This is a genomic window from Salegentibacter haimaensis (genome assembly GCF_054121495.1).
Genome location: NZ_JBSYGH010000008.1, coordinates 85,605 through 106,030 on the forward strand (window position 1 = coordinate 85,605; position 20,426 = coordinate 106,030).

17 protein-coding genes and 1 tRNA gene are annotated in these 20,426 nt (G+C 41.4%); 4 read left to right on the plus strand and 14 right to left on the minus strand.

Annotation, left to right across the window (positions count from 1 at the left end; translation table 11 throughout):
- Positions 1–4 precede the first annotated feature (4 nt).
- The 4 genes from bshB1 to mazG all read left to right on the plus strand — a co-directional run bounded on the left by bshB1 (position 5) and on the right by mazG (position 2,664).
- Positions 5–721, plus strand: coding sequence for a bacillithiol biosynthesis deacetylase BshB1 (bshB1, locus tag ACW6QP_RS09290; RefSeq protein ID WP_457910596.1), 717 nt, complete (start codon positions 5–7; stop codon positions 719–721).
- 145 nt (positions 722–866) lie between these two features.
- Positions 867–942: transfer RNA gene (locus ACW6QP_RS09295), tRNA-His, on the plus strand.
- 488 nt (positions 943–1,430) lie between these two features.
- The gene (locus ACW6QP_RS09300) at positions 1,431–1,826 is read left to right on the plus strand and encodes a lipocalin family protein (RefSeq protein ID WP_457910597.1); all 396 of its coding nucleotides are present in this window, start codon (positions 1,431–1,433) and stop codon (positions 1,824–1,826) included.
- A 64-nt stretch (positions 1,827–1,890) separates the two neighbouring features.
- A complete protein-coding gene (gene mazG, locus ACW6QP_RS09305) occupies positions 1,891–2,664 on the plus strand; it encodes a nucleoside triphosphate pyrophosphohydrolase (RefSeq protein ID WP_457910598.1) in 774 nt (257 codons plus the stop codon).
- Positions 2,665–2,683: 19 nt separating this feature from the next.
- Here mazG and ACW6QP_RS09310 read toward each other — a convergent pair whose 3' ends face one another.
- From ACW6QP_RS09310 to ACW6QP_RS09375, 14 genes are all read right to left on the minus strand, one after another.
- A complete protein-coding gene (locus tag ACW6QP_RS09310; protein ID WP_457910599.1) occupies positions 2,684–3,313 on the minus strand; it encodes a class I SAM-dependent methyltransferase in 630 nt (209 codons plus the stop codon).
- On the minus strand, positions 3,314–5,563 hold the full coding sequence (locus ACW6QP_RS09315) for a DUF349 domain-containing protein (RefSeq protein ID WP_457910600.1): 2,250 nt from the start codon (positions 5,561–5,563) through the stop codon (positions 3,314–3,316).
- 112 nt (positions 5,564–5,675) lie between these two features.
- A complete protein-coding gene (locus tag ACW6QP_RS09320) occupies positions 5,676–6,407 on the minus strand; it encodes a shikimate dehydrogenase family protein (RefSeq protein ID WP_457910601.1) in 732 nt (243 codons plus the stop codon).
- Positions 6,404–7,423 carry a DUF368 domain-containing protein gene (locus ACW6QP_RS09325; RefSeq protein ID WP_457910602.1) on the minus strand — a complete coding sequence of 340 codons (1,020 nt, stop codon included), beginning with the start codon at positions 7,421–7,423 and terminating at the stop codon, positions 6,404–6,406. The genes ACW6QP_RS09320 and ACW6QP_RS09325 overlap by 4 nt, the downstream gene beginning before the upstream one ends.
- Complete coding sequence (locus tag ACW6QP_RS09330) at positions 7,410–8,348, minus strand: DUF368 domain-containing protein (protein ID WP_457910603.1); 939 nt, start codon at positions 8,346–8,348, stop codon at positions 7,410–7,412. The genes ACW6QP_RS09325 and ACW6QP_RS09330 overlap by 14 nt, the downstream gene beginning before the upstream one ends.
- Positions 8,349–8,388: 40 nt before the next feature.
- On the minus strand, positions 8,389–9,786 hold the full coding sequence (locus ACW6QP_RS09335; RefSeq protein ID WP_457910604.1) for a tetratricopeptide repeat protein: 1,398 nt from the start codon (positions 9,784–9,786) through the stop codon (positions 8,389–8,391).
- Between the two features lie 104 nt (positions 9,787–9,890).
- Positions 9,891–11,072 carry an aspartate aminotransferase family protein gene (locus tag ACW6QP_RS09340; RefSeq protein WP_457910605.1) on the minus strand — a complete coding sequence of 394 codons (1,182 nt, stop codon included), beginning with the start codon at positions 11,070–11,072 and terminating at the stop codon, positions 9,891–9,893.
- Between the two features lie 24 nt (positions 11,073–11,096).
- Complete coding sequence (locus ACW6QP_RS09345) at positions 11,097–12,854, minus strand: OstA-like protein (RefSeq protein WP_457910606.1); 1,758 nt, start codon at positions 12,852–12,854, stop codon at positions 11,097–11,099.
- Positions 12,855–12,956: 102 nt separating this feature from the next.
- Positions 12,957–14,228, minus strand: coding sequence for an adenylosuccinate synthase (locus tag ACW6QP_RS09350; protein ID WP_457910607.1), 1,272 nt, complete (start codon positions 14,226–14,228; stop codon positions 12,957–12,959).
- Positions 14,229–14,240: 12 nt separating this feature from the next.
- Complete coding sequence (locus ACW6QP_RS09355; protein WP_457910608.1) at positions 14,241–14,696, minus strand: Fur family transcriptional regulator; 456 nt, start codon at positions 14,694–14,696, stop codon at positions 14,241–14,243.
- Positions 14,697–14,725: 29 nt separating this feature from the next.
- Positions 14,726–16,936, minus strand: coding sequence for a RelA/SpoT family protein (locus tag ACW6QP_RS09360; protein ID WP_457910609.1), 2,211 nt, complete (start codon positions 16,934–16,936; stop codon positions 14,726–14,728).
- Positions 16,937–16,971: 35 nt separating this feature from the next.
- Positions 16,972–18,210 (minus strand): M48 family metallopeptidase, encoded by a 1,239-nt coding sequence (locus ACW6QP_RS09365; protein WP_457910610.1) that lies wholly within the window; start codon positions 18,208–18,210, stop codon positions 16,972–16,974.
- A gap of 27 nt (positions 18,211–18,237) precedes the next feature.
- Positions 18,238–19,035: a TrmH family RNA methyltransferase gene (locus ACW6QP_RS09370; protein ID WP_457910611.1), complete on the minus strand. Its 798-nt coding sequence runs from the start codon at positions 19,033–19,035 to the stop codon at positions 18,238–18,240.
- A gap of 83 nt (positions 19,036–19,118) precedes the next feature.
- A complete protein-coding gene (locus tag ACW6QP_RS09375) occupies positions 19,119–20,423 on the minus strand; it encodes an amidohydrolase family protein (protein WP_457910659.1) in 1,305 nt (434 codons plus the stop codon).
- Between the last annotated feature and the right edge of the window lie 3 nt (positions 20,424–20,426).

Consider the following 20,426-nt stretch of genomic DNA (forward strand, 5'->3'; position numbering starts at 1 on the left):
TTCTATGAAATTAGACATATTGGCTGTGGGATCGCATCCTGATGATGTGGAATTGAGTTGTGCGGGAACTATCGCCAAGGAAATAGACCGGGGCAAAAAGGTAGGAATTCTTGACCTTACCCGGGGCGAATTGGGAACCCGCGGTACAGCTCAAACCCGGGAAGCCGAGGCAAAAGCCGCAGCAGAAATTCTTGGGGTGCGTGTAAGGGAAAACCTGGAATTCAGCGATGGATTCTTTGAAAATAACACGGCTCATAAACTGGAAGTGATAAAAGTGCTTCGTAAATACAGGCCAGAGATTGTGTTGTGTAATGCCATTGAGGACCGCCACATAGATCACGCCAAGGGTGCCCAACTGGTTCACGACGCCTGTTTTTTAAGCGGATTGCGAAGAATTGAAACGATTTGTAACGGGAAGAACCAAAAGGCCTGGAGGCCAAAACAGGTCTTGCATTATATTCAATGGAAAAACCTCGAACCCGATGTGGTGGTTGATATCAGCGGGTATATCGATAAAAAACTCGAGTCGGTAATGGCTTATAAAACGCAGTTTTATGATAAAAACAGCGCTGAGCCCGAAACCCCTATTTCGAGCAGTAATTTTCTGGATAGCATCACCTACCGGGCCCGGGACCTTGGCAGACTCATCAATACCGAACACGCCGAAGGCTTCACCAGCGCAAGGCATATTGCGGTTGATTCGGTTTTTGATTTGCTCTAAGCTGTTCACTTTGTGAGAATTGAAGGGAATCTTACTCTGATTGCAGCAATAGCAGGCATTGTACGAGCCCCGATTATGAAGGAAATTAAATTTTTTTCTTTGCGGAATTGCTAAAATAAATTACATTTGCAACCGCAATTAAGATGGTGGTTGTAGCTCAGCTGGTTAGAGCGCCGGATTGTGGTTCCGGAGGTCGCCGGTTCGAAACCGGTCTTCCACCCCTGCAAAGCCCTTCAGAAATGGAGGGCTTTTTTTATGCTGAATTTTGTTGTATTTCGAAATTGACCGGTTGAGAAGTTTATCCCGATCTGTATCGGGAAAACCGGTCTTCCACCCTTGCTAAGCCCTTCAGAAATGGAGGGCTTTTTTTATGCTGAATTTTGTTGCATTTCAAAACTGACCGGTTGAGAAGTTTATCCCGATCTGTATCGGGAAAACCGGTCTTCCACCCCTGCAAAACCCTTCAGAAATGGAAGGCTTTTTTTATGCTTAATTTTGTTGCCTTTCGAAATTGACCGGTTGAGAAGTTTATCCCGATCTGTTTCGGGAAAACCGGTCTTCCACCCCTGCAAAGCCCTTCAGAAATGAGGGGCTTTTTTTATGCTGAAGATTGTCTATTTGAAAAAAATTTATTTAAATTAATCTGCATTGCACGCAACCTTTCTTTTTTAAACCCATCTAATGAATACAAAACTAAATCCCCAGTCTTATGCGTATTACTCTCTTTCTATTCTCGATGCTGCTATTTTTAAATTCCTGTAATTCGAAGGAAGAAGAACTGGAGGTATTAGAGCTTACGGTTAAAAATATTTCCGGTACCTGGCAGTTGACAGAGACTTATATTAGTCCGGGAGGTCACACTGAATGGAAAGCAGTAGAAGACGGGCCGGTTTTTCAAATAAATGAAGAGGGAACCTATACCTATTCTGATCTCAATTGTGATTCAGGCAGCTACGAACTAAATGGGACGGCGCTTAAATTAATGCCTAATTGCGAGGAAGAGCAGGAAATAACTTTCTTATTGATGGAGCTTGCCGAAAATGTAATGGTTCTACGAAATGCGGCTTGTATTGAAGCCTGTAATTATAAATACCTAAGGATCTAAGAAATATATCCCCCCGGTTTTCTCTCCCGCGCCGAAACACTATTTTTGTGGAAATTTGAAATCTATGAACAGCCGGGAAGAAAAATTAAAGGCTTTTGATCGCCTGCTTACAATTATGGATGAGCTTAGGGAGCAATGTCCCTGGGATAGAAAACAAACCCTGGAGTCTCTAAGACATCTTACTATCGAAGAAACCTACGAATTGGGCGATGCGATCCTGGACAATGATCTTGAAGAAATTAAGGGAGAGTTGGGCGATCTTCTGCTTCACCTGGTTTTCTATGCAAAAATTGGAAGCGAAAAAAAAGCTTTTGACATAGCCGATGTAGCCAACGGAATTTGCGAAAAACTTATAGCCCGTCATCCACATATTTATGGAGATGTTGAGGTAGCCGATGAGGAAGAAGTGAAGAAAAACTGGGAAAATTTAAAACTTAAGGAAGGCAAGAAAAGCGTTCTCGAAGGAGTGCCGCGTTCGCTTCCTGCTTTGGTAAAAGCGAACAGAATTCAGGATAAGGTGGCCGGTGTTGGTTTTGACTGGGAAGAACCGCAACAGGTCTTCGAAAAACTTCAGGAAGAACTGGCCGAACTGCAACACGAGGTAAATTCAGCTAACCGCGATAAAATTGAGGCCGAATTTGGCGATGTTTTATTTTCGATGATCAATTACGCCCGCTTTCTCAAAATAAATCCTGAAAACGCCCTGGAGCGCACCAACAAAAAGTTTATTCAAAGATTTCAGTATCTCGAAACTAAGGCAAAAGAGCAAAACAAAAACCTGAAAGATATGAGCCTTGCTGAGATGGATGTTTTCTGGAATGAGGCTAAACTGTTATAAATAAAAGCTTCAGAAAAATTTATTTCTTGAAAATAATTACCTCCGGGTCTATTTCCAGGGTCGAAAAATCTAAATTTTCAGCAATCCATTCCAGGCTTTTGGTAGTGTATAAAAACACGTGTGTAGGATCGTCTTTGTAATACCAATTTTCAAAATTTATGGTTTCAAAATATAAAGAGGTTTTGCAATAGAGTTTACCACCGGGCTTAAGGCGGTTAGATAAAGCCTTGAATTCTGCCTCTGGATCATAAAAATGCTCCATCACCTCGCAGCAAATAATAAAATCGTAGGTATGTTCTAAAACTTCTGGCTGGTAATAAAAATAGGGATCGAACAGGGCAATTTTCTCAAAGCCTTGCTTCCGAAGTTCAGAAGTCGCAACCGGCCCTGTGCCGCAGCCATAATCGAGGCCTGAATTTTCGGGTTGAAAATCCTGTAAAATCGCACTTGTAATAGGACTTACAAATTTTTGATAGCGTGGATCTTCCACATCGTTGTTGTGTGTGAGATAGCGCTTCTTTTCGGCAGTTTCATCAACATAATATCGAGGTAAAAGCTGAATGCCTCCGCAGTGGAGGCATTCAACAAATTCCCGATTTTCATCTTTCCAGAATTGCCGGGTTTCTCCCTGGCATAAACTGCATTTCATTTAGTATAAAGATTTGATCTTTCTTAGTTTTTCTTCCCAGACCTCAAGTTCAGCTTTTTTATCGGCAATATTCTTATGAACGTCCTTCACCAGCGGACTGTCATCATCTACATTGCTGAAGAATTGAAGATTGTTTTCCAACTGCCTGATATCGGCTTTGGTTTCCTCTATTTTCTTGCTTAAGAAGAAGTGCTCGTTTTGAAGGTCTCTGTCATTATCTGAATCATTTAGAGCCTGTACCTTATTTTCATACTTCAGCATCTCGGCCTTTGTTTTATCAACGTCCATCTGGTTAAATAACTGATCCAGGGTTTTATTGAATTTCCCTTCAATAAAACGCTTGTTATGAGGTACAGGACCAATATTTTTCCAGGCTTCGATCTTTTCCTTGATAAGGGGCAGGTCTTCTTTTTTATTGCCTGAAAGTTCGATCTTTTTCATTTCATCGAGCAGGGCTTTTTTCTTATCAAAGGCCTGCATTTCTTCGTTGTTTTCAGCATTTCGGGATTCGTGCAACCTTTTGAAATAGTGATTACAGGCAGCCTTAAATTGTTTCCAAACCTTATCGCTGTCCTTGCGCGGAACGTGACCAATTCCTTTCCAGTCTGCCTGGATTTTTTTCATAAGTGGAGTAACGGTTTTAAAATCATCGCTATCCTTATTGTCTTCAGCAATGCGAATCAACTCTTTTTTCTTCTCGAGATTATCGTATTGTGCTTTTTTGAGGTTCTTATAAAAACTGTTTTTACTGCGATTAAACTTTCTTACCTCCTGTTTAAATTCGCTCCAGGTTTCCTCATTTTTACTTCTCGGAACTTTTCCTGCTTTAAAAAACTCCTCTCTAAGCGCCTCGATTTCTTTGATTTTTTGCTGCCATTTGTTGTGAGTGTTGATGTCTTCACCGGCAATAGCGCGAATTTTCTCGATTATTTGCTGCTTGTTCTGCGAGTTTTGCTCATAAACTTCATCAATTTTGCTAAAATACTCCTGGCGTTTATCGTGGATCTCGCGGGTTGCAGCACTAAATCTATCCCAAATGCTATCCCGGTATTCTTTGGCAACCGGCCCGAGTTCTTCCTTCCACATTTTATGGAGCATCTGTAATTCTCTAAAAGCCCGGTTTACATCGGCTTCCTGTAGCAATTCTTCTGCGCGGTCTATTACCTTTAATTTCTGCTCTAAATTATGCTTAAAATCAAGGTCTCTGAATTCCCGGTTTAAATGAAGAAAATCATAGAAATTCTCTACGTGATGGTGATAGGTATTCCAAACATCGTTGTATTTCTCGCGGGGAATAGGTCCCGCCAATCTCCAGCGATCCTGTAAGTCTTTAAAATGCTTATAGGTGGTATTTATATTTTCTTCAACATCGATAAGCCCCTTAAGTTCTTCGATAATCTCAAGGCGGGTTTGCAGGTTTTTATTTAAATCCTGCTTTAGCTGCTGGTAATATTTATTGCGCTTTTCCTTATAATCGAAATAAAGAGAATTAAAGCGCTTGTTTAAAGGGGTAGAGTAGTGAAAGTCGATGATATTCCCTCCATCGGCCAGGAACTCCTCTTTTTTCTCCTCCATCTCTTCACTGAATTTCGCATTAAATTCAGCTCTTATCTCGGTTACATGTTCTTTTATGGCCTGCACTTTTTCATTCTTCAGCAGGCGCTCAAATTCTTCTACAAGCTCTTCCTTGCTCATAGAATGATAATCTTTTTTGGCTATATCGTGACGAGCCCCGGCGCTTTCATCTTCGCTGTCCCTGGCCACCGCCTTTTCCATATCCTGCTGGTGATCTCCGGAAGTTTGGTCTTCATCTTCGTCTTCGTCTTCCTCTAAATGCACATCGCTTTGCAGGTCCTGGTTTTTGGTATCGCGCTTTACGGCCGATTCTTCCAGTAAAGCATCCTGCATATTATCTTTGTCTTCGAAATTTGCTTCGGAAGACTTGCCGCGGGTGCCGGGTTTGTTTTCACGCGTATCGGCATCTCCCGGCTCGGTGCGTTGGGTGTCAGACTGTAGATTTTCTCCTGAAGCATCTCTTTGATGAGCCGCTTCATCAAGAAGTGCATCTTCCATCTCACTCTTATCTTCAGTTTTAGGAGTTTCTGAAACTGAGTTGCTATCCTCAACAGGTTCAGAAAATGATTTTTCTTCCTTCTGGTTGTTCTTGCTTTCTTCTACCGAATTTGTGGGTGGATTTAAATCTTTGTCAGAAAGCTCTTTCTTCTTGTTTTCATTTTCTTGTTGAGACATATCTTTCAATGTTAGGGTTCGTAGCTATATGAATGCTGAAAGATAGTAACTACAAGAAAATTGGACAAACAATTATGTTTTTTTGTAGCTCAAAGAAAGACTTGAAATAGCATTATTTTTGCCAGATTTCCCAGGCCGCCTCAGCCTGTAATTCCAACATTCGCAATCCGTTAAGAGTTTGAGCTCCTTTTTCTTTGGCCAATTTCATAAGCCGGGTTTCAGCCGGATTGTAGATTAAATCGAAAACCAGGTGGTTTTCAGTCAAATTTTCGAATGGAATAGGGGGGCAGGCGTCTACCTTGGGGAAGGTACCTAGCGGAGTAGAATTTACTATGATTTGAAAATCAGTTAAATGCGACTTATCGAGTTCCCCGTATCTTATAATATTTTGGCCCGGTCTTCGGGAAACAAAGTGGTACCCGATATTTATTTTTTTTAAAGCATAAGCCACGGCCTTTGAAGCGCCACCTGTGCCCAGGATTAAAGCATTTTGATGCACATTTTTTAAATGAGGTCTAATGGCTTCAGTAAAACCAATATAATCGGTATTATAACCTGTGAGGCTGCCGTCCTTTTCAATTTTAATAGTGTTTACCGCATTGATCTCTGCTGCCGCATCAGCGAGTTTATTCAGAAAAGAAATTACTTCCTGTTTATAGGGAATAGTGACATTTAAGCCCGATACCGCTTCGTTTTCCTCAAAAATCTTCCGAAATTCTTCAATCGAGGCTAAGTCGAAATTGAGATATTTTGCAGGGATTTTTTCTCTTTCGAATTTAGTGTTGAAGTATTTTCGGGAGAACGAATAATCGATATTTCTGCCTACCAGTCCGTAAGTTTTCATACAGGTTTCGAGTTTTTCTTTTCATACCAGGCCAGGCCCAAAACTATGAAAATTCCAATTGCGATAAAAAATATGGCCAACCAGGTTTGGGCAATTCCAAAATCGGGGAAATACCTGTCGTAGTTATCTAAAATTGGCATTCCCGAACTATCTGTTAGAATATTTCCTTCAGCATCCTGTTCAAAAACCTTTTCTTTCCACGGCCAAACCACTCCCAGGGACCCGGTAATAAAACCAATAATCCCCGCGAAGGTGTCTTTTTTGTAATGTTTGAGTAAAAATCCGAGGAAGTGCGATAAAGTTACCAGCCCGGCCAGGGAACCCGCACCGAAAACCAGTAAAACTTTAAGCAACCTTATTCGGGCTTCATTTTCAATAAAACTAAAGTTCCAAACTAAAATTTCAGTCATAGTATCGTAGAGCGCGTTTACCGAATCTACCAAAAGCAATACATAATTCCCCAGTAAAATAAGCACAAATGAGCCCGATAATCCCGGCAGGGTCATTCCTGAAACGCCTATCATTCCGCAGAAAAATACAAACCAGAGATTGTCGTTCTCCCGAGCGGGTTCTAGAAAGCTAATGGCCACTCCCAGAACAATTCCCAGGATGATGAAGAAAATGCTTCGTCGGCTCCATTCTTCGAAATCTTTACTGATGTAGTAGATCGAGCCTATAATCATTCCGAAGAAAGAGGCCCACACATAGAGCTCGTAATGAAGGATTAAATAATCCAGAATTTTGGAAACACTAAAATAGCTTATAAGCATTCCCAGGATCAACAAAATGAGAAACTTCCCGTTTGTGTATTGGTAAAGGCTTTTAAACCTGCCGCTTATAAGCAGTTTAAAGGCTTTTAAATTTATTTTTTGAAGGGAGTAGATAAATTCTTCATAGAACCCGGCGACAAATGCAACCACACCCCCGGAAACCCCGGGAACCTTATTGGCTGCGCCCATTGCCAAACCTTTAAGTACCAGCAGTACTTTATCGGTAAAGGTTCTAGTTTTCTGCATTGATTTGTTCTGGTTTTTGGCTGGCAAGGCGTTCCAGAATAATAATCAGGAAGAAACCTGCTAACATCAATAAAACGGCATAAAGGGTTTTTGGTTCACCCATAAAATTCCAGGGTAAAACCGAAGCTTCTCTGAGTACCACTTCCTTATCCCCGAATTTTGCGGTTTCCAGGGTCACTTTCCAGGGCCAGATTTTGTTTAAGGAGCCGGCTATAAATCCGGTTAAAACTGCCAGGGTAAGGTTGGTATAATGCACAAAAAGCCATTTCAATAGTTTCGAAAAACTAAGCAATCCCACTACCGCTCCGGCAGCAAAAATCCCCAAAATCCTGAAATCAAAATCGTGAGCAGCTTCGGTAATGCCTTTGTAGGCTCCCAACAGCACCAGGATAAACGCTCCGGAGATTCCCGGCAAAATCATCGCACAAATCGCTATGGCTCCCGATAAAAATATATAAAGTCCACCGGCGTTGGCAGCCAATGGTGGCAGAGATACAATATAAAAAGCTACTGCGGCACCGATTAAAAGGGCAGTTACGGTTTTAAAATTCCATTTAGGGATCTGGCTTCCCACATACCAGATACTGGCTACTACCAGGCCAAAGAAAAAAGACCAGATGAGAATAGGGTGGTTTTCGAGCATATACTTTGCCACCCGCATCAGTGAAAAAACACTGATTAAAATACCTGCAAAAAGGGCCAGGATAAAATTTCCGTTAAGTTCGTTCCACATAGCCCTGAAGCCTTCTTTCTTCCAGGTACTTATAAGCGACAGCTTAACCCCACTAATGGTAGAGATAAGTTCTTCGTAAATTCCTGAGATGAAGGCGATGGTACCTCCCGATACCCCAGGGACCACGTCGGCCGCCCCCATAGCCATACCTTTTAAGCTTATTTTGAGGTAATCTAAAAAGCTTCTTTGCATTTGAGAGAATTATAAATTCCCTCCAAAGTTAGCAAAATAACTAAGAGAGGTTAATGAAGGAATTTATAATTTCTTTGATGCTTTTACGCTCAAAAATTTGCGGAAAAAGCTCCTCGATAACTATATAATATTCAGGATCTAACTGAAGCCCTTTATTGAGATGCTGGTAGGCTTTATCGCCCTGGTTCAGCTTAAAATATAAGCCTGCCATTCTAAATTCGATTTCAGCAATATTGGGATAAAATTCAATGGCTTGTTTCAGGTTTTTCACCGCTGTTTCAAATTCTCCCATATTGATTAAGATATCACAGCGCTTAATCCAGGTCTCCAATTCGTAATTGCCCAATTCCAGGCTTTTTTTATAACCCTGCTCGGCTTCTTCGTAGAACTTTAGTCGGTTGTTGATTTTCGCATAACGCTTCCAGTACAACACATTATCTTCGTCGATGTTTATAGCCTTATTGATATAGTATAAAGCCTTTTGAAAATTGAGCTTCCTGATGTAAAAATCGGTAATGGCGATCCAGCCCTTATCCAAAAGCGGATCTTCGTGAACACATTTTTTATAATGATCGAGGGCCAGGTCATCACAGGCCAGCTTTTCAAAACATTTCCCGATTCTTAAATAGGCAAAAGAAGTAGGATCGTCAAGCTCAAGAGTAATTCTATAATTTTCTATAGCCTCGTTATACCTGCGCATTTTCTCCAGAACCTTTCCTTTTTCCAGATAAGCCCCAATAAATCTGTCGTCGCTAATAATGGCAAAATCAAAGGCAGAAAGTGCTTTTGAATATTCTTTTAAATCGAAGTATTGTTTGCCTACCTGGTGCCAGGCTACCTCGCAGTACGGATTTTTATCCAGGTACATATTCAGGTAATCTATAGCCTCTTCTTTTTGATCGAGAAAATCAAAACAATACATAATATTATAAAGAGCCGAGTAGTCTTCCTCATCGGCTTCCAGGCACTTCATAAAGCTGTATTTGGCCTCTTCAAAATCTTCCAGGAACAGGTATTCCATTCCTATGAGAGAATAGACTTCAGCCTCATCTTCGGTAACGTCTAAGGCGAGTTTTAGCATTTGGATGGCCATTTTGTGATCATCCCGCTTTGAAAAAATTTGTGCTTTTTGAATATAAATTTCTTCGTTAGAAGATTCAAGATCTTTTAATTCGTCTAATAAGCCATCGGCCAGGTCCAGTTTATCTTCAAAAACCAGGATTTCAACCTTGAAAAGTTTTAGGTTGGTAGAAGTAGGATGCTGAGAAAGCCCCATTTTAACGGCTTTCTTGGCCAATGCAATCTTGCCGTTCTCCAAATAATAATTGATAATGTTCTCGAACTCGTTAGAGTCGAAAAACAAAACATCATTGGTTTTGAGCATGGATTCGAATCGGGTAAGCGAGAAATGATTTTCGTCGTTATGGCTTAATTGCATAGACAGTGAATTACAAGATTTCTACAGTACTAAAACTAAAAAAGAATCTCAAGGAAATTCGATCTTAACTTTATTGTTGTTAACAAATTAATTAACAGTTGGTTTTAAATTTCAATTGCATCCAGTATTTCAACAATGATGCCACAGCCTTCACGAATCTCTGATTCTGAAAGCGTTAGAGGGGGGGTGATTCGTACCGCTTTCTTCTCAAAAAGCAGCCAGAATAGGATTAAGCCGCGCTCTTTAGCTTTGAGAATTAATTCATTAGCAATTTCTTCTGAAGGCATTATTAAAGCCAGCATTAATCCCAATCCGCGAATTTCGCTAATTAGCTTATGCTGAAGCAGTTCCCTGAATAGTTTTTCTTTATCCAGGCATTGGCGAATTAAAGGAGTTTCGGTGATTTCACGCAGTGTGGCCAGGGCAGCCGCAGCAATTACAGGATTCCCCCCAAAGGTAGTGATATGTCCCATTTTCGGATTATCGGCAAGGTTGTCCATGATTTCAGCTGAAGAAGAAAAGGCTCCAATAGGCATTCCGCCGCCCATTCCCTTACCCAGCGCCACTATGTCAGGTACCACCTCAAAATGCTCAAATCCGAATAATTTTCCCGTACGGCCAAATCCCGGCTGGATTTCATCGAGGATCAATAAAGCTCCCATTTCTTCGCAGCGTTGCTTTAGTTTCTTTAAATAGCCGTTTTTTGGCAGAATAAATCCGGCGCCTCCCTGAATGGTTTCTACGATCACCCCGGCAGTTCTACGAGTGATTTTTTTTAGGTCCTCCTCATTATTAAATTCAAAGAAAGAAATATCCCCCAAAAGTGGCCTGAAGGGTTTTTGGCGTTCTTCATAGCTCATTAGGCTCAGGCTACCCATGGTATTCCCGTGATAGGCATTTTTTGCGGCGATTATCTCTGTTCTCCCGGTGTACCTACGGGCGAGTTTCAGGGAGCCTTCAATGGCCTCGGTACCTGAATTTGTGAGATAGGTCTTCTCTAAAGGAGCAGGAAAATGCTGCGCGAGTAATTTGGTTAAATCTACGGCAGGTTGCTGGGCGTACTCGCCATATACCATCACATGCAGGTACTTTTCTGCCTGTTCTTTAATCGCATTCACCACACGGGGATGGCAATGCCCGAGACTACAGGCCGAAACCCCGGCTACAAAATCCAGGTGTTTTTTTCCATCGGTGGTATAGATATAACTTCCCCTGGCGTGAGAAATTTCCAGACCTAACGGATGTGGAGTGGTTTGCGCCTGATATTTAAGGAAGTCTTCCTTCAATGATACTGATTATAAAAATTAATGTTACTCTTCTATTTCAGGTTTTTTCAGAATGGGCTCTAGGGTGTCTCTTTGAACCCTGGTAGAGTCTGAAGCCCGGTTTTTAAGATCATCTGGAGTTAATCTTGAGTTTTCATTTAGCAAGGGATCATCATCCTCTCTTTCATCAAAAAACTCTTCTTCCACTTCGGGTAAGGGAATTCCTTTAATAGGGGTGAGCACCGGTGCCGGTTTTCCTTTAAAAAGATCTTCTTTGGTGAGCAGTCTTTCCTCACCCCGCCAATTAAAGCCGCTTAATTGCCGGGCATTTACGGGGAAATCGGGTTCAGGGGTTAGGGTGCCGTCGGGATTGTTATAGTAATAAATCTCGTCAATATTCTGGTTTGAAAACAACATCATAATTCTGCTGGAAAGCGTTTTGCTGATTCCAATTAAATTACCTTCTTCGGTTCGGCTATAATATAGGGTTTCAGTATTTTTATTGATATCGGTTTGATAGAGCTCATTTTCCCTGAATAAGCCAATCAACTCCATTCCTTTCACCTGGTTATACCCGTCTATAGAATCTTTCTGAATCAAAAATGCATTATTAAAAACCACCAGCGAATCCAGTTGTTCGGTCTTGGGATTACTGATTAAATGAATCGTGTCTCCGGTCATCTGGCTGTTTCCAGACCATATTACAGGATTTCGGCGCAGTGATACGCTGCTTTGAGGCCCTTGCGTAAGATTGATCATTTGAGTTAATCCTGTCGCTTGGTTGATATGAACCGAATCACTTTTCCCGCTCATATCGCTTTTATACATCCTAACATCATAAAAACCCCTGATTATTCGTCGCTCAGGTTTCCCGGTGATCATTATGGTGTCGCTATGAATAAACATAGAATCTTTATCCTGAACCGAAGCAGCCAGGGCTCCTTTGGTGATAAAAACCGAATCCCGGTCACGAAAAACTTCAGCATAATGACCTGTAACCACACTTTTATTTACGGTGTCGGTAACCACTATATTATTGGTGGCCGAAGCAAAATTTGTTTCCCTGTCAAAGTAAAGACTGTCGCCTTCTACGGTACGGTTGTCATAATCTATACGGGAATTTTTTACAAAATATCCATTATCGTTTCGGGTGTCGTAAAAGCCCCTTTCGCAGTAAACTGTGCTGGTTTCACTCTCAATGGTAGAAGGCCCGTAAAGATAGGCGTGGCCGGTTTCTCCATAAAAATCGAGCTGTTCAGAATTTATGGTGTATTGCGGGTTGGTTACCACCACATTCGAAACAAAAGAATATTTATCGGCTTCCATAAAATACCTGCCAATATTGCTGGTAATTACCCCGCCGGTGTCGATAACCTTTCCGCCGCTGCGATAATAGGCCTGTTGCTTATTGCGGTCAAAAAACAAGGTATCGGTTTCCAGGGTGGTTTGCGGCCTGCGCATTACGACATTTCCGCTGGCAAAAGCAAATTGGGTATCCCCGTTATATTCAGCATAATTGCTGTTCATACTAACGGTATCGCCCTGTTGCATTCGAACGGCCCCGTAAGCTTTAAAGAAATTGTCCTCATTATAAAAAACCGCGTTATCACACCAAACTTCAATTCCTTCGTGATTAAAATACACCTGGTTTTCAACCTTGCTTAAAATAATCGCGCCGGGATACCGGGTTTCATTTTTAAGTTGCCTGTCGCTGGAATAATCTATTTTCCTGGCTTGTTGAGCCAAAATATTTCCGAAGGAAAAAAGTGCGAAGAGCAACAGAAGTTTGGAAAAAGTTTTCAAGCTGAAGATTTTTTCAAAAGTAACTAAAAATTAAATGCTACCGCTTTCATCAAAAAAGCCGGAATTTTAAAAAACCGGCTTTAATTTTCATTAAATATTACCTTATCGGTTTATGGTTTGTTTTCTATCGGGTCCTACTGAAACCACCGTAATCGGCACTCCAATTTCCTTTTCAAGAAAATCTACATACTCATTAAACTCTTTCGGAAGCTGAGAAGCTTCGGTAAGCCCCGTAAGATCGGCGGCCCAGCCATTTAGCTCGGTATAGACAGGAGTCACATTTTCTGCCTCGATATTATAAGGCAAATGGGTGATTTCTTCTCCGCGGTAATTGTAAGCAGTACAAACTTTCAAGGTTTTGAATCCGCTTAGCACATCACCTTTCATCATAATAAGTTTGGTGATCCCGTTAATTTGTACGGCATATTTCAGCGCCACCAGGTCTAACCAACCACAGCGTCTTGCACGGCCTGTGGTGGCACCAAATTCATTACCTACACGACCCATAGTTTCCCCGTCCTCGTCGAAAAGTTCGGTAGGGAAGGGGCCGCTTCCTACTCTGGTGGTGTAAGCTTTAAAAATTCCGTAGGCATCCCCAATTTTATTGGGAGCCACACCAAGACCCGTACAGGCCCCGGCAGCGGTAGTGTTGGATGAGGTTACAAAAGGATAGGTTCCAAAATCAATATCTAATAATGAACCCTGCGCCCCTTCAGCAAGAATAGTTTTTCCCTGCTGCATGGCGCCAAAAAGATAGGCTTCACTATCAATGAATTTTAAACTTTTTAAAGTTTCAACCGCATCGCAGAATTCCTTTTCCAGTTCGGCCAGGTCGTATTGTACATCTACATTGTAAAACTCGATCATCTTCTCGTGCTTATCGGCCAAAGCGCGATATTTTTCTTTCCAGTTTTCAAGTTCCAGGTCTCCCACACGAATTCCGTTTCGGCCGGTTTTGTCCATATAGGTAGGCCCAATTCCCTTAAGGGTCGAGCCGATTTTTGCCTTGCCTTTGGAAGCTTCAGAAGCAGCATCAAGCAGTCTATGGGTGGGTAGAATTAAATGAGCTTTTCTGGAAATTAGGAGTTTTGATCTGTAATCGATTCCGTGTTTCTCCAGGTTGTCTAATTCCCGTTTAAAAATCACAGGATCTATCACCACCCCGTTACCTACGAGATTTACAGTATTGTCGTGAAAAATTCCTGAAGGGATGGTGTGCAAAACGTGCTTTTGCCCGTCGAATTCCAAAGTATGCCCGGCATTGGGGCCACCCTGAAACCTTGCTATAATATCGTATTTTGAGGTTAGAACATCGACAATTTTTCCTTTGCCTTCGTCACCCCACTGGAGACCAAGTAGTAAATCTACCGCCATGAAAATAAATGCTTAAGTGGTTGTTTTTTTGTTGCCGTAAAAGTATAAAGAATGTTTTTGAATCTCAATATCAAAAACCTCTTCTATGGTTTGCTTTATAGATTGAATACGGGGATCACAAAATTCAATTACTTCACCGGTATCGGTTAGGATAATGTGATCGTGATTGCGGTCAAAATAAGATTTCTCATACTGAGCCTGGTTTTGACCAAATTGATGTTTTCTCACCAGGCCACAGTCCAGAAGCAACTCTATAGTATTATATAGCGTGGCCCGGCTTACCCTGTAATTTTTATTTTTCATGGTGATATAGAGCGACTCTATATCAAAATGATCATCGTTATTATAGATTTCCTGTAAGATAGCAAAGCGCTCGGGGGTTTTACGATGCCCCTTTTCTTCAAGAAATTTCGTGAATACGTTCTTTACGACCGCCTGGTCGTTTTTATTTACAACTTTTTTACTCATAGTGATTTAAGCTATGCAAAGGTATTGGTTTATTCACGGCTTACCTTATCGATGCCGTTAATTTTTTTAAGCCTGTTTATAATGGTGCTTAGTATCGAATTGTTTTTCACCACCAAAGTAATACGCCCGTTAAAGATTCCGTCTACACTTTCAAAATTAATCTTCTGCATATTCACATTTAAATTGCTGGAAATCTCCCTGGTGATTTCGCTTACCAATCCAAGATTATCTATCCCTGTGAGTTTGATTACCGCCTTGAAATCCTGCTGTGAGGAATCAATCCATTTGGCAGGAATAATTCTATAGGCATAATTGCTTTGCAGTTGCAAAGCATTAGGGCAGTTCTTTTTGTGAACTTTTATTCCTTCATTTACCGTTACAAATCCAAATACCTGGTCACCCGGAATAGGATTGCAGCAATTAGCCAGTTTATATTCCAGGGTTTCATCTTCGTCACGACCAAATACGAGTTGATCGAATTTTGAAGTGATTTCATCTTTATTAAGGTCTTCGGCTATAGCCGGTTTTTTGATTTTCCGCTTTATGTAGCTCACCAGCGCGTTGCTACGGGAATTGGCGAATTCCTTTAATTTTTGATTGTCGATTTTTCCTATTCCCACCCGGTAGAAAAGATCCAGGCTGGTTTTTAGGTTAAAATGCATTACCAGCTCATTCACCGTTTTTTCATTAAACGGAATCTTTTGCGCCCTTAGCTTCCGGGTAAGTATGGCTTTTCCTTCCTCGGCGATTTCTTTCTTTTCTTCTTTTAAAGCCGATTTTATCTTCGCCCTGGCCCTGGCAGTGTTGGCATAATCCAGCCAGTTGATGTTGGGTTTGGTATTTTCTGAAGTGATGATTTCTACCTGGTCGCCACTCTTTAATTCTGTGCTTAGAGGAACCAGTTTGTTGTTAACTCTTGCTCCCCGGGTTTTTAAGCCGATTTCGGTATGTATATTAAATGCAAAATCGAGTGGGGTTGATCCTTTGGGTAAAGATTTTAAATCTCCCTGTGGCGTAAAAACAAAAATTTCTTTGGCGTATAGATTTAACTTGAACTGTTCCACGAAATCTACAGCATTCACATCGGGGTTTTCCAGGGCCTCCTGAAGTTTGTTCAACCATTCATCAATACCCTTTTCTTCGTCTTTTTTGCCGTGCTTATATTTATAATGGGCCGCATATCCTTTTTCTGCGATCTCATTCATACGTTCACTTCGAATTTGCACTTCTACCCATCGGCCTTTTGGACCCATCACCGTAATATGCAAAGCTTCGTAGCCGGTTGATTTGGGAGAAGAAATCCAATCTCTTAGCCGGGTTGGGTTAGGCCTGAAGTGATCGGTAACAATAGAATAAATCTTCCAGGCCAGAAATTTCTCGTTTTCAGGATCACTTTTGTAGATTATCCTAATGGCAAACTTATCGTAGACCTCATCAAAACTCACATTTTGAGCCTGCATCTTTCGATTGATAGAATAGATGGATTTTGGCCTTCCCTTAATCTCGTATTTAAAATCCTCTTTTATCAGAGAATCTTCAATCACTTTAGAAAATTCTTTGATGTAGGCATCCTGCTCTTCCTTGCTTTCCCTGATTTTAGTAAAAATCTCCTGGTAAACTTCGGGCTCGGTATACTTTAAACCCAGGTCTTCTAACTCGGTTTTTATATTGTAAAGCCCTATTCTATGAGCAAGAGGAGCGTAAATATAAAGCGTTTCTGAAGCGATTTTTTCCTGCTTGTCCCGCCGCATAGCATCCATCGTTTGCATATTGTGCAAACGGTCGGCGATCTTGATGATTATTACCCGAATATCATCATTAAGAGTAAGCAGCATTTTCCTGAAGTTTTCAGCTTGCAGGGAAACATCCTTGTCTTTTTTTAAACTTGAAATTTTTGTGAGCCCGTCTACGATTTTCATCACGGTGGTTCCAAACATCTTTTCAATGTCTTCGAGACTATACCGGGTATCTTCTACCACATCGTGCAGGAGTGCCGCAGTTATCGAGGTGGCATCAAGGCCAATTTCTGAAGCCACAATTTTGGCCACCGCGATGGGATGAAAAATGTAAGCTTCGCCCGACTTACGGCGTTGATCCTTATGAGCCTCTACCGCAGTGTCAAAAGCCTTTCTTATCATTTTCTTATCCTCCTCGGTAAGGCTTTGATAGCTTATACGCAACAGCTCTTTATATTGCCGGGCAATTTGTTTGTTTTCTTTTTCTATAGCAGCTTCAGTCATAGCTTAAAAGTACAATTAAGATTGCTAAGAAACAACTAAGCAGGTTTGCTTAGATTTCTATATCGTTGCAGTAATGGCGGGTGCGAATAATGCACAAAAACATAGGCCGGGTGCGGGGTAAGGTTGCTCAACGAGTTTCTGGATAATTTTTTCAATCCTGAAATAAGCGGATTTGCCGCATAGGTGGTTTTTGCAAAATCATCGGCCTGATATTCAAATTTTCGGCTTATGAAATTCATCACTATCCCGGTTATTTCTGAAATCGGGCTGTATAAAATTCCGAAGGCGACCAAACCTATATGAAATGCGGGCTGATCGACGCCAAGCGCTGCAGAAAGTGTAGGGTTACCCACAAAAAGCGAAAGCAACCATAAGGTAAAACCTGTAGTTAAGATAGACGCAGTGAGATTTACCAGAATATGTTTCTTTTTGTAATGTCCTACCTCGTGGGCTAATACCGCGACAATTTCTTCTTCTTCCAGATCATTGATGAGCGTGTCGTACAGGGTGATTCTTTTCTCCTTTCCGAAGCCTGAAAAATAGGCATTGGCTTTGGTACTTCTCTTAGAACCATCGATTACAAAGATATTTTCCAAATTAAAGCCTTCTTTTTGGGCATAAGCTTCAATTTTTTCCCTTAGGCTTCCTTCCTCTAATGGGGTTTGTTTATTGAATAACGGCACGATTAAACGCGCATAAAACATATTCAGAAAAATGCTGAATACGGCAACCAGAATCCAGGCATACCACCAAAAATTCTCCCCGGCAATCTGATAGAACCATACGATGAGTGCCAAAACGCCACCGCCAAGCACGATCATCATTAGCCATCCCTTTAATTTATCGAGTAAAAAGGTTTTTTTGGTGGTTTTATTGAAACCAAATTTTTCTTCAATCACAAAGGTGCTGTAATAAGAAAACGGGGTGCTTAGAATATCGCTACCCAGCATAATAATTCCGAAGAAAATAAGGGCGATAATTATGGGGTTATCTGAAATACTCCTGACAATCCCGTCTACCCAGGGGAATCCGCCAAAGATGATAAAAGCCAAAGTAAGCAAAACCGAAAATCCCGAACTCACCAGCCCAAACCTGTACAATGCTTTTTTGTAGGCCTGTGATTTTTTATAGGCAGTTTCATCGTAAACGTCCTCAATTTCCTGCGGAAGCGGGTCATCAAATTTTGAAGCATTGAGCGCAGCCAGGATTTTATCGAATATAAAATCCAATACAATTACGGCCAGGATGATATAAAAAAGGGTTTCTGAAGTCAAATGAAAAAAGTATTTGAGTATTAGTAATTAAAATCCGCGTTGACGTTTGGCCTCAAAAATCAAAATTCCAGCTGCCACCGAAACATTCATCGAATCGATCTCACCAGACATTGGAATGATGATATTCTGATCTGAATTTTCGAGCCATTCTTTGCTAAGGCCCGTAGCTTCAGTGCCAACCACCAGGGCTGTAGCTTGTTTGAAATCCTGTAAATGATAAGCTTCACTGGCCTGTAAGGCCGCTGCGAAAATTTTGATATTTTGTCGTTTTAAAAAGTCGATAATTTCAGAAGTTGTACCGGTTGCCAGCTGTCGTGTAAAAATACAGCCCACGCTCGATCTTATAATGTTGGGATTGTAGAGATCGGTTTTGGGATTTGCGATTAACACCGCATCTATATTGGCAGCATCGGCAGTTCGCAGTAAAGCGCCGATATTTCCGGGTTTTTCGGGGGCTTCAGCGACCAAAATCAGTGGGTTTGTATTCCTGAATTTTAAATCGTCAAGACTTAGGTTTCGAGTGCTAAAAATGCTGATGAGCCCTTCTGTGCTTCCTCGATAGGCCAGTTTTTCATAAACTTCAGCAGAGATTTCAGTAATTTCAGTAAAATTTTTAGGTAATAATTCCTGAAGTTTTTTTTCGTCAAACAAAGCCGGGCAAAAATATACTTCCCGGGCTTCATAACCTGCATTTAAAGCCAGTGAGGTCTCCCTGATTCCCTCTACCACAAACATTCCTTCTTTTTTACGCTGCCTGGATTTCTCCTGAAGCAATAGAATGCGTTTCACGGCCTTATTCTGAGCGCTGCTAATATACCTGTACATAGCGTAAAAATAAGCACTTTCATATTATAGCAAATAAAAAGCTCCCGAATTTTCGGGAGCCTGTCTTTTAAATGAAAATCTAATTATTTGCTTTGACGTTCATATTTTTCCATATAACGCTTATAGAGTTCACTTTGGTGACTTTCCAAACTTATCTCGCGCCCCTGAATAAAAGCTTTCTCGATTATATTTCCGCGCATATCCAGAGCGTCACCACTGCTTATAAAAAGCGTGGCTACCTTATCTTTTTCAAGGCTGCCTACAGTCTCATCGATTCCCAGGATTTTTGCGGTGTTTAGGGTGATAAGCTGCAAAGCTTCTTCCTTGCTCAGGCCATAAGCAACTGCCGTTCCTGCATAAAAAGGTAAATTTCGGGTATTCATTCGTTCCATTCTTCCGCTACCTTCTATGGCAACCAGGAGTCCGCTTTTGTATAGTTCACTGGCCAGAGCGTAGGGGAAATCATAATTATCCCAGTCGTTATTGGGAGTGGAATGTGGACGCTGTACCAAAACAGCAATATTGTTTTCTTTTAACTGGGGTACAAGCTTATTGGCTTCATAACCTCCAACAATTACAAGGCCTTCAAGTTCCTGCTCTTTTTTAAATTCAATAACATCAAGGATCTCTTTTTCAGAATTTACGTGAACAAAAACTTTTTTGGTCCCCTCAAAAACTCCCTGCATTGCCTGGTAGGGTAGGTGTCTGTAATTGCGATCGCCGGCCAGGTATGCCCTGGATTGTGCAAAAAAGTTAGTGAGTTTATTGATATTATCCCGGTACTCTTTACTCGGTTTGGTACCCGGGTCTTCACCAGCCCACCAACGACCTCTGGTAAAACTTCGGGGCCAGTTAATATGCAGGCCGTCGTCTTCTTTAATAACAGCATCTTCCCAGTTCCAGGCGTCTAATTGAACGATAGATGAGGTGCCGGAGATTATCCCGCCCTGGGGAACTACCTGTGCTATTAACACCCCGTTGGGACGCATACTTTCAACCAAACGACTTTCAGCATTATAGGCGATAAGACTGCGAACGTGCGGCAGCAAGTCTCCAAGTTCCTCTTCATCATCACTGGCTCTAACGGCATCTACTTCAACCAGTCCTAAAGTAGAATTAGGAGCTATAAACCCGGGATACACGTGTTTTCCCTGGGCTTCGATCACCCGGCCGCGATATTCTATTTTAGAAGTTGCTTCGAGTACCTGGGTGATTTTTCCATCTTCAAAAATGATCAAACTATTTTCGATCACTTCGCCGTTCCCAAGATGAGCTGTAGCACCCACAATGGTTACCGCCTCACTTTGTGGTGGGGCAGGGGTTTGCTGGGCACTTAGATTTCCCACGCAAAGACTAATCAATAAAAGGTATATATATTTAATTTTCATCAT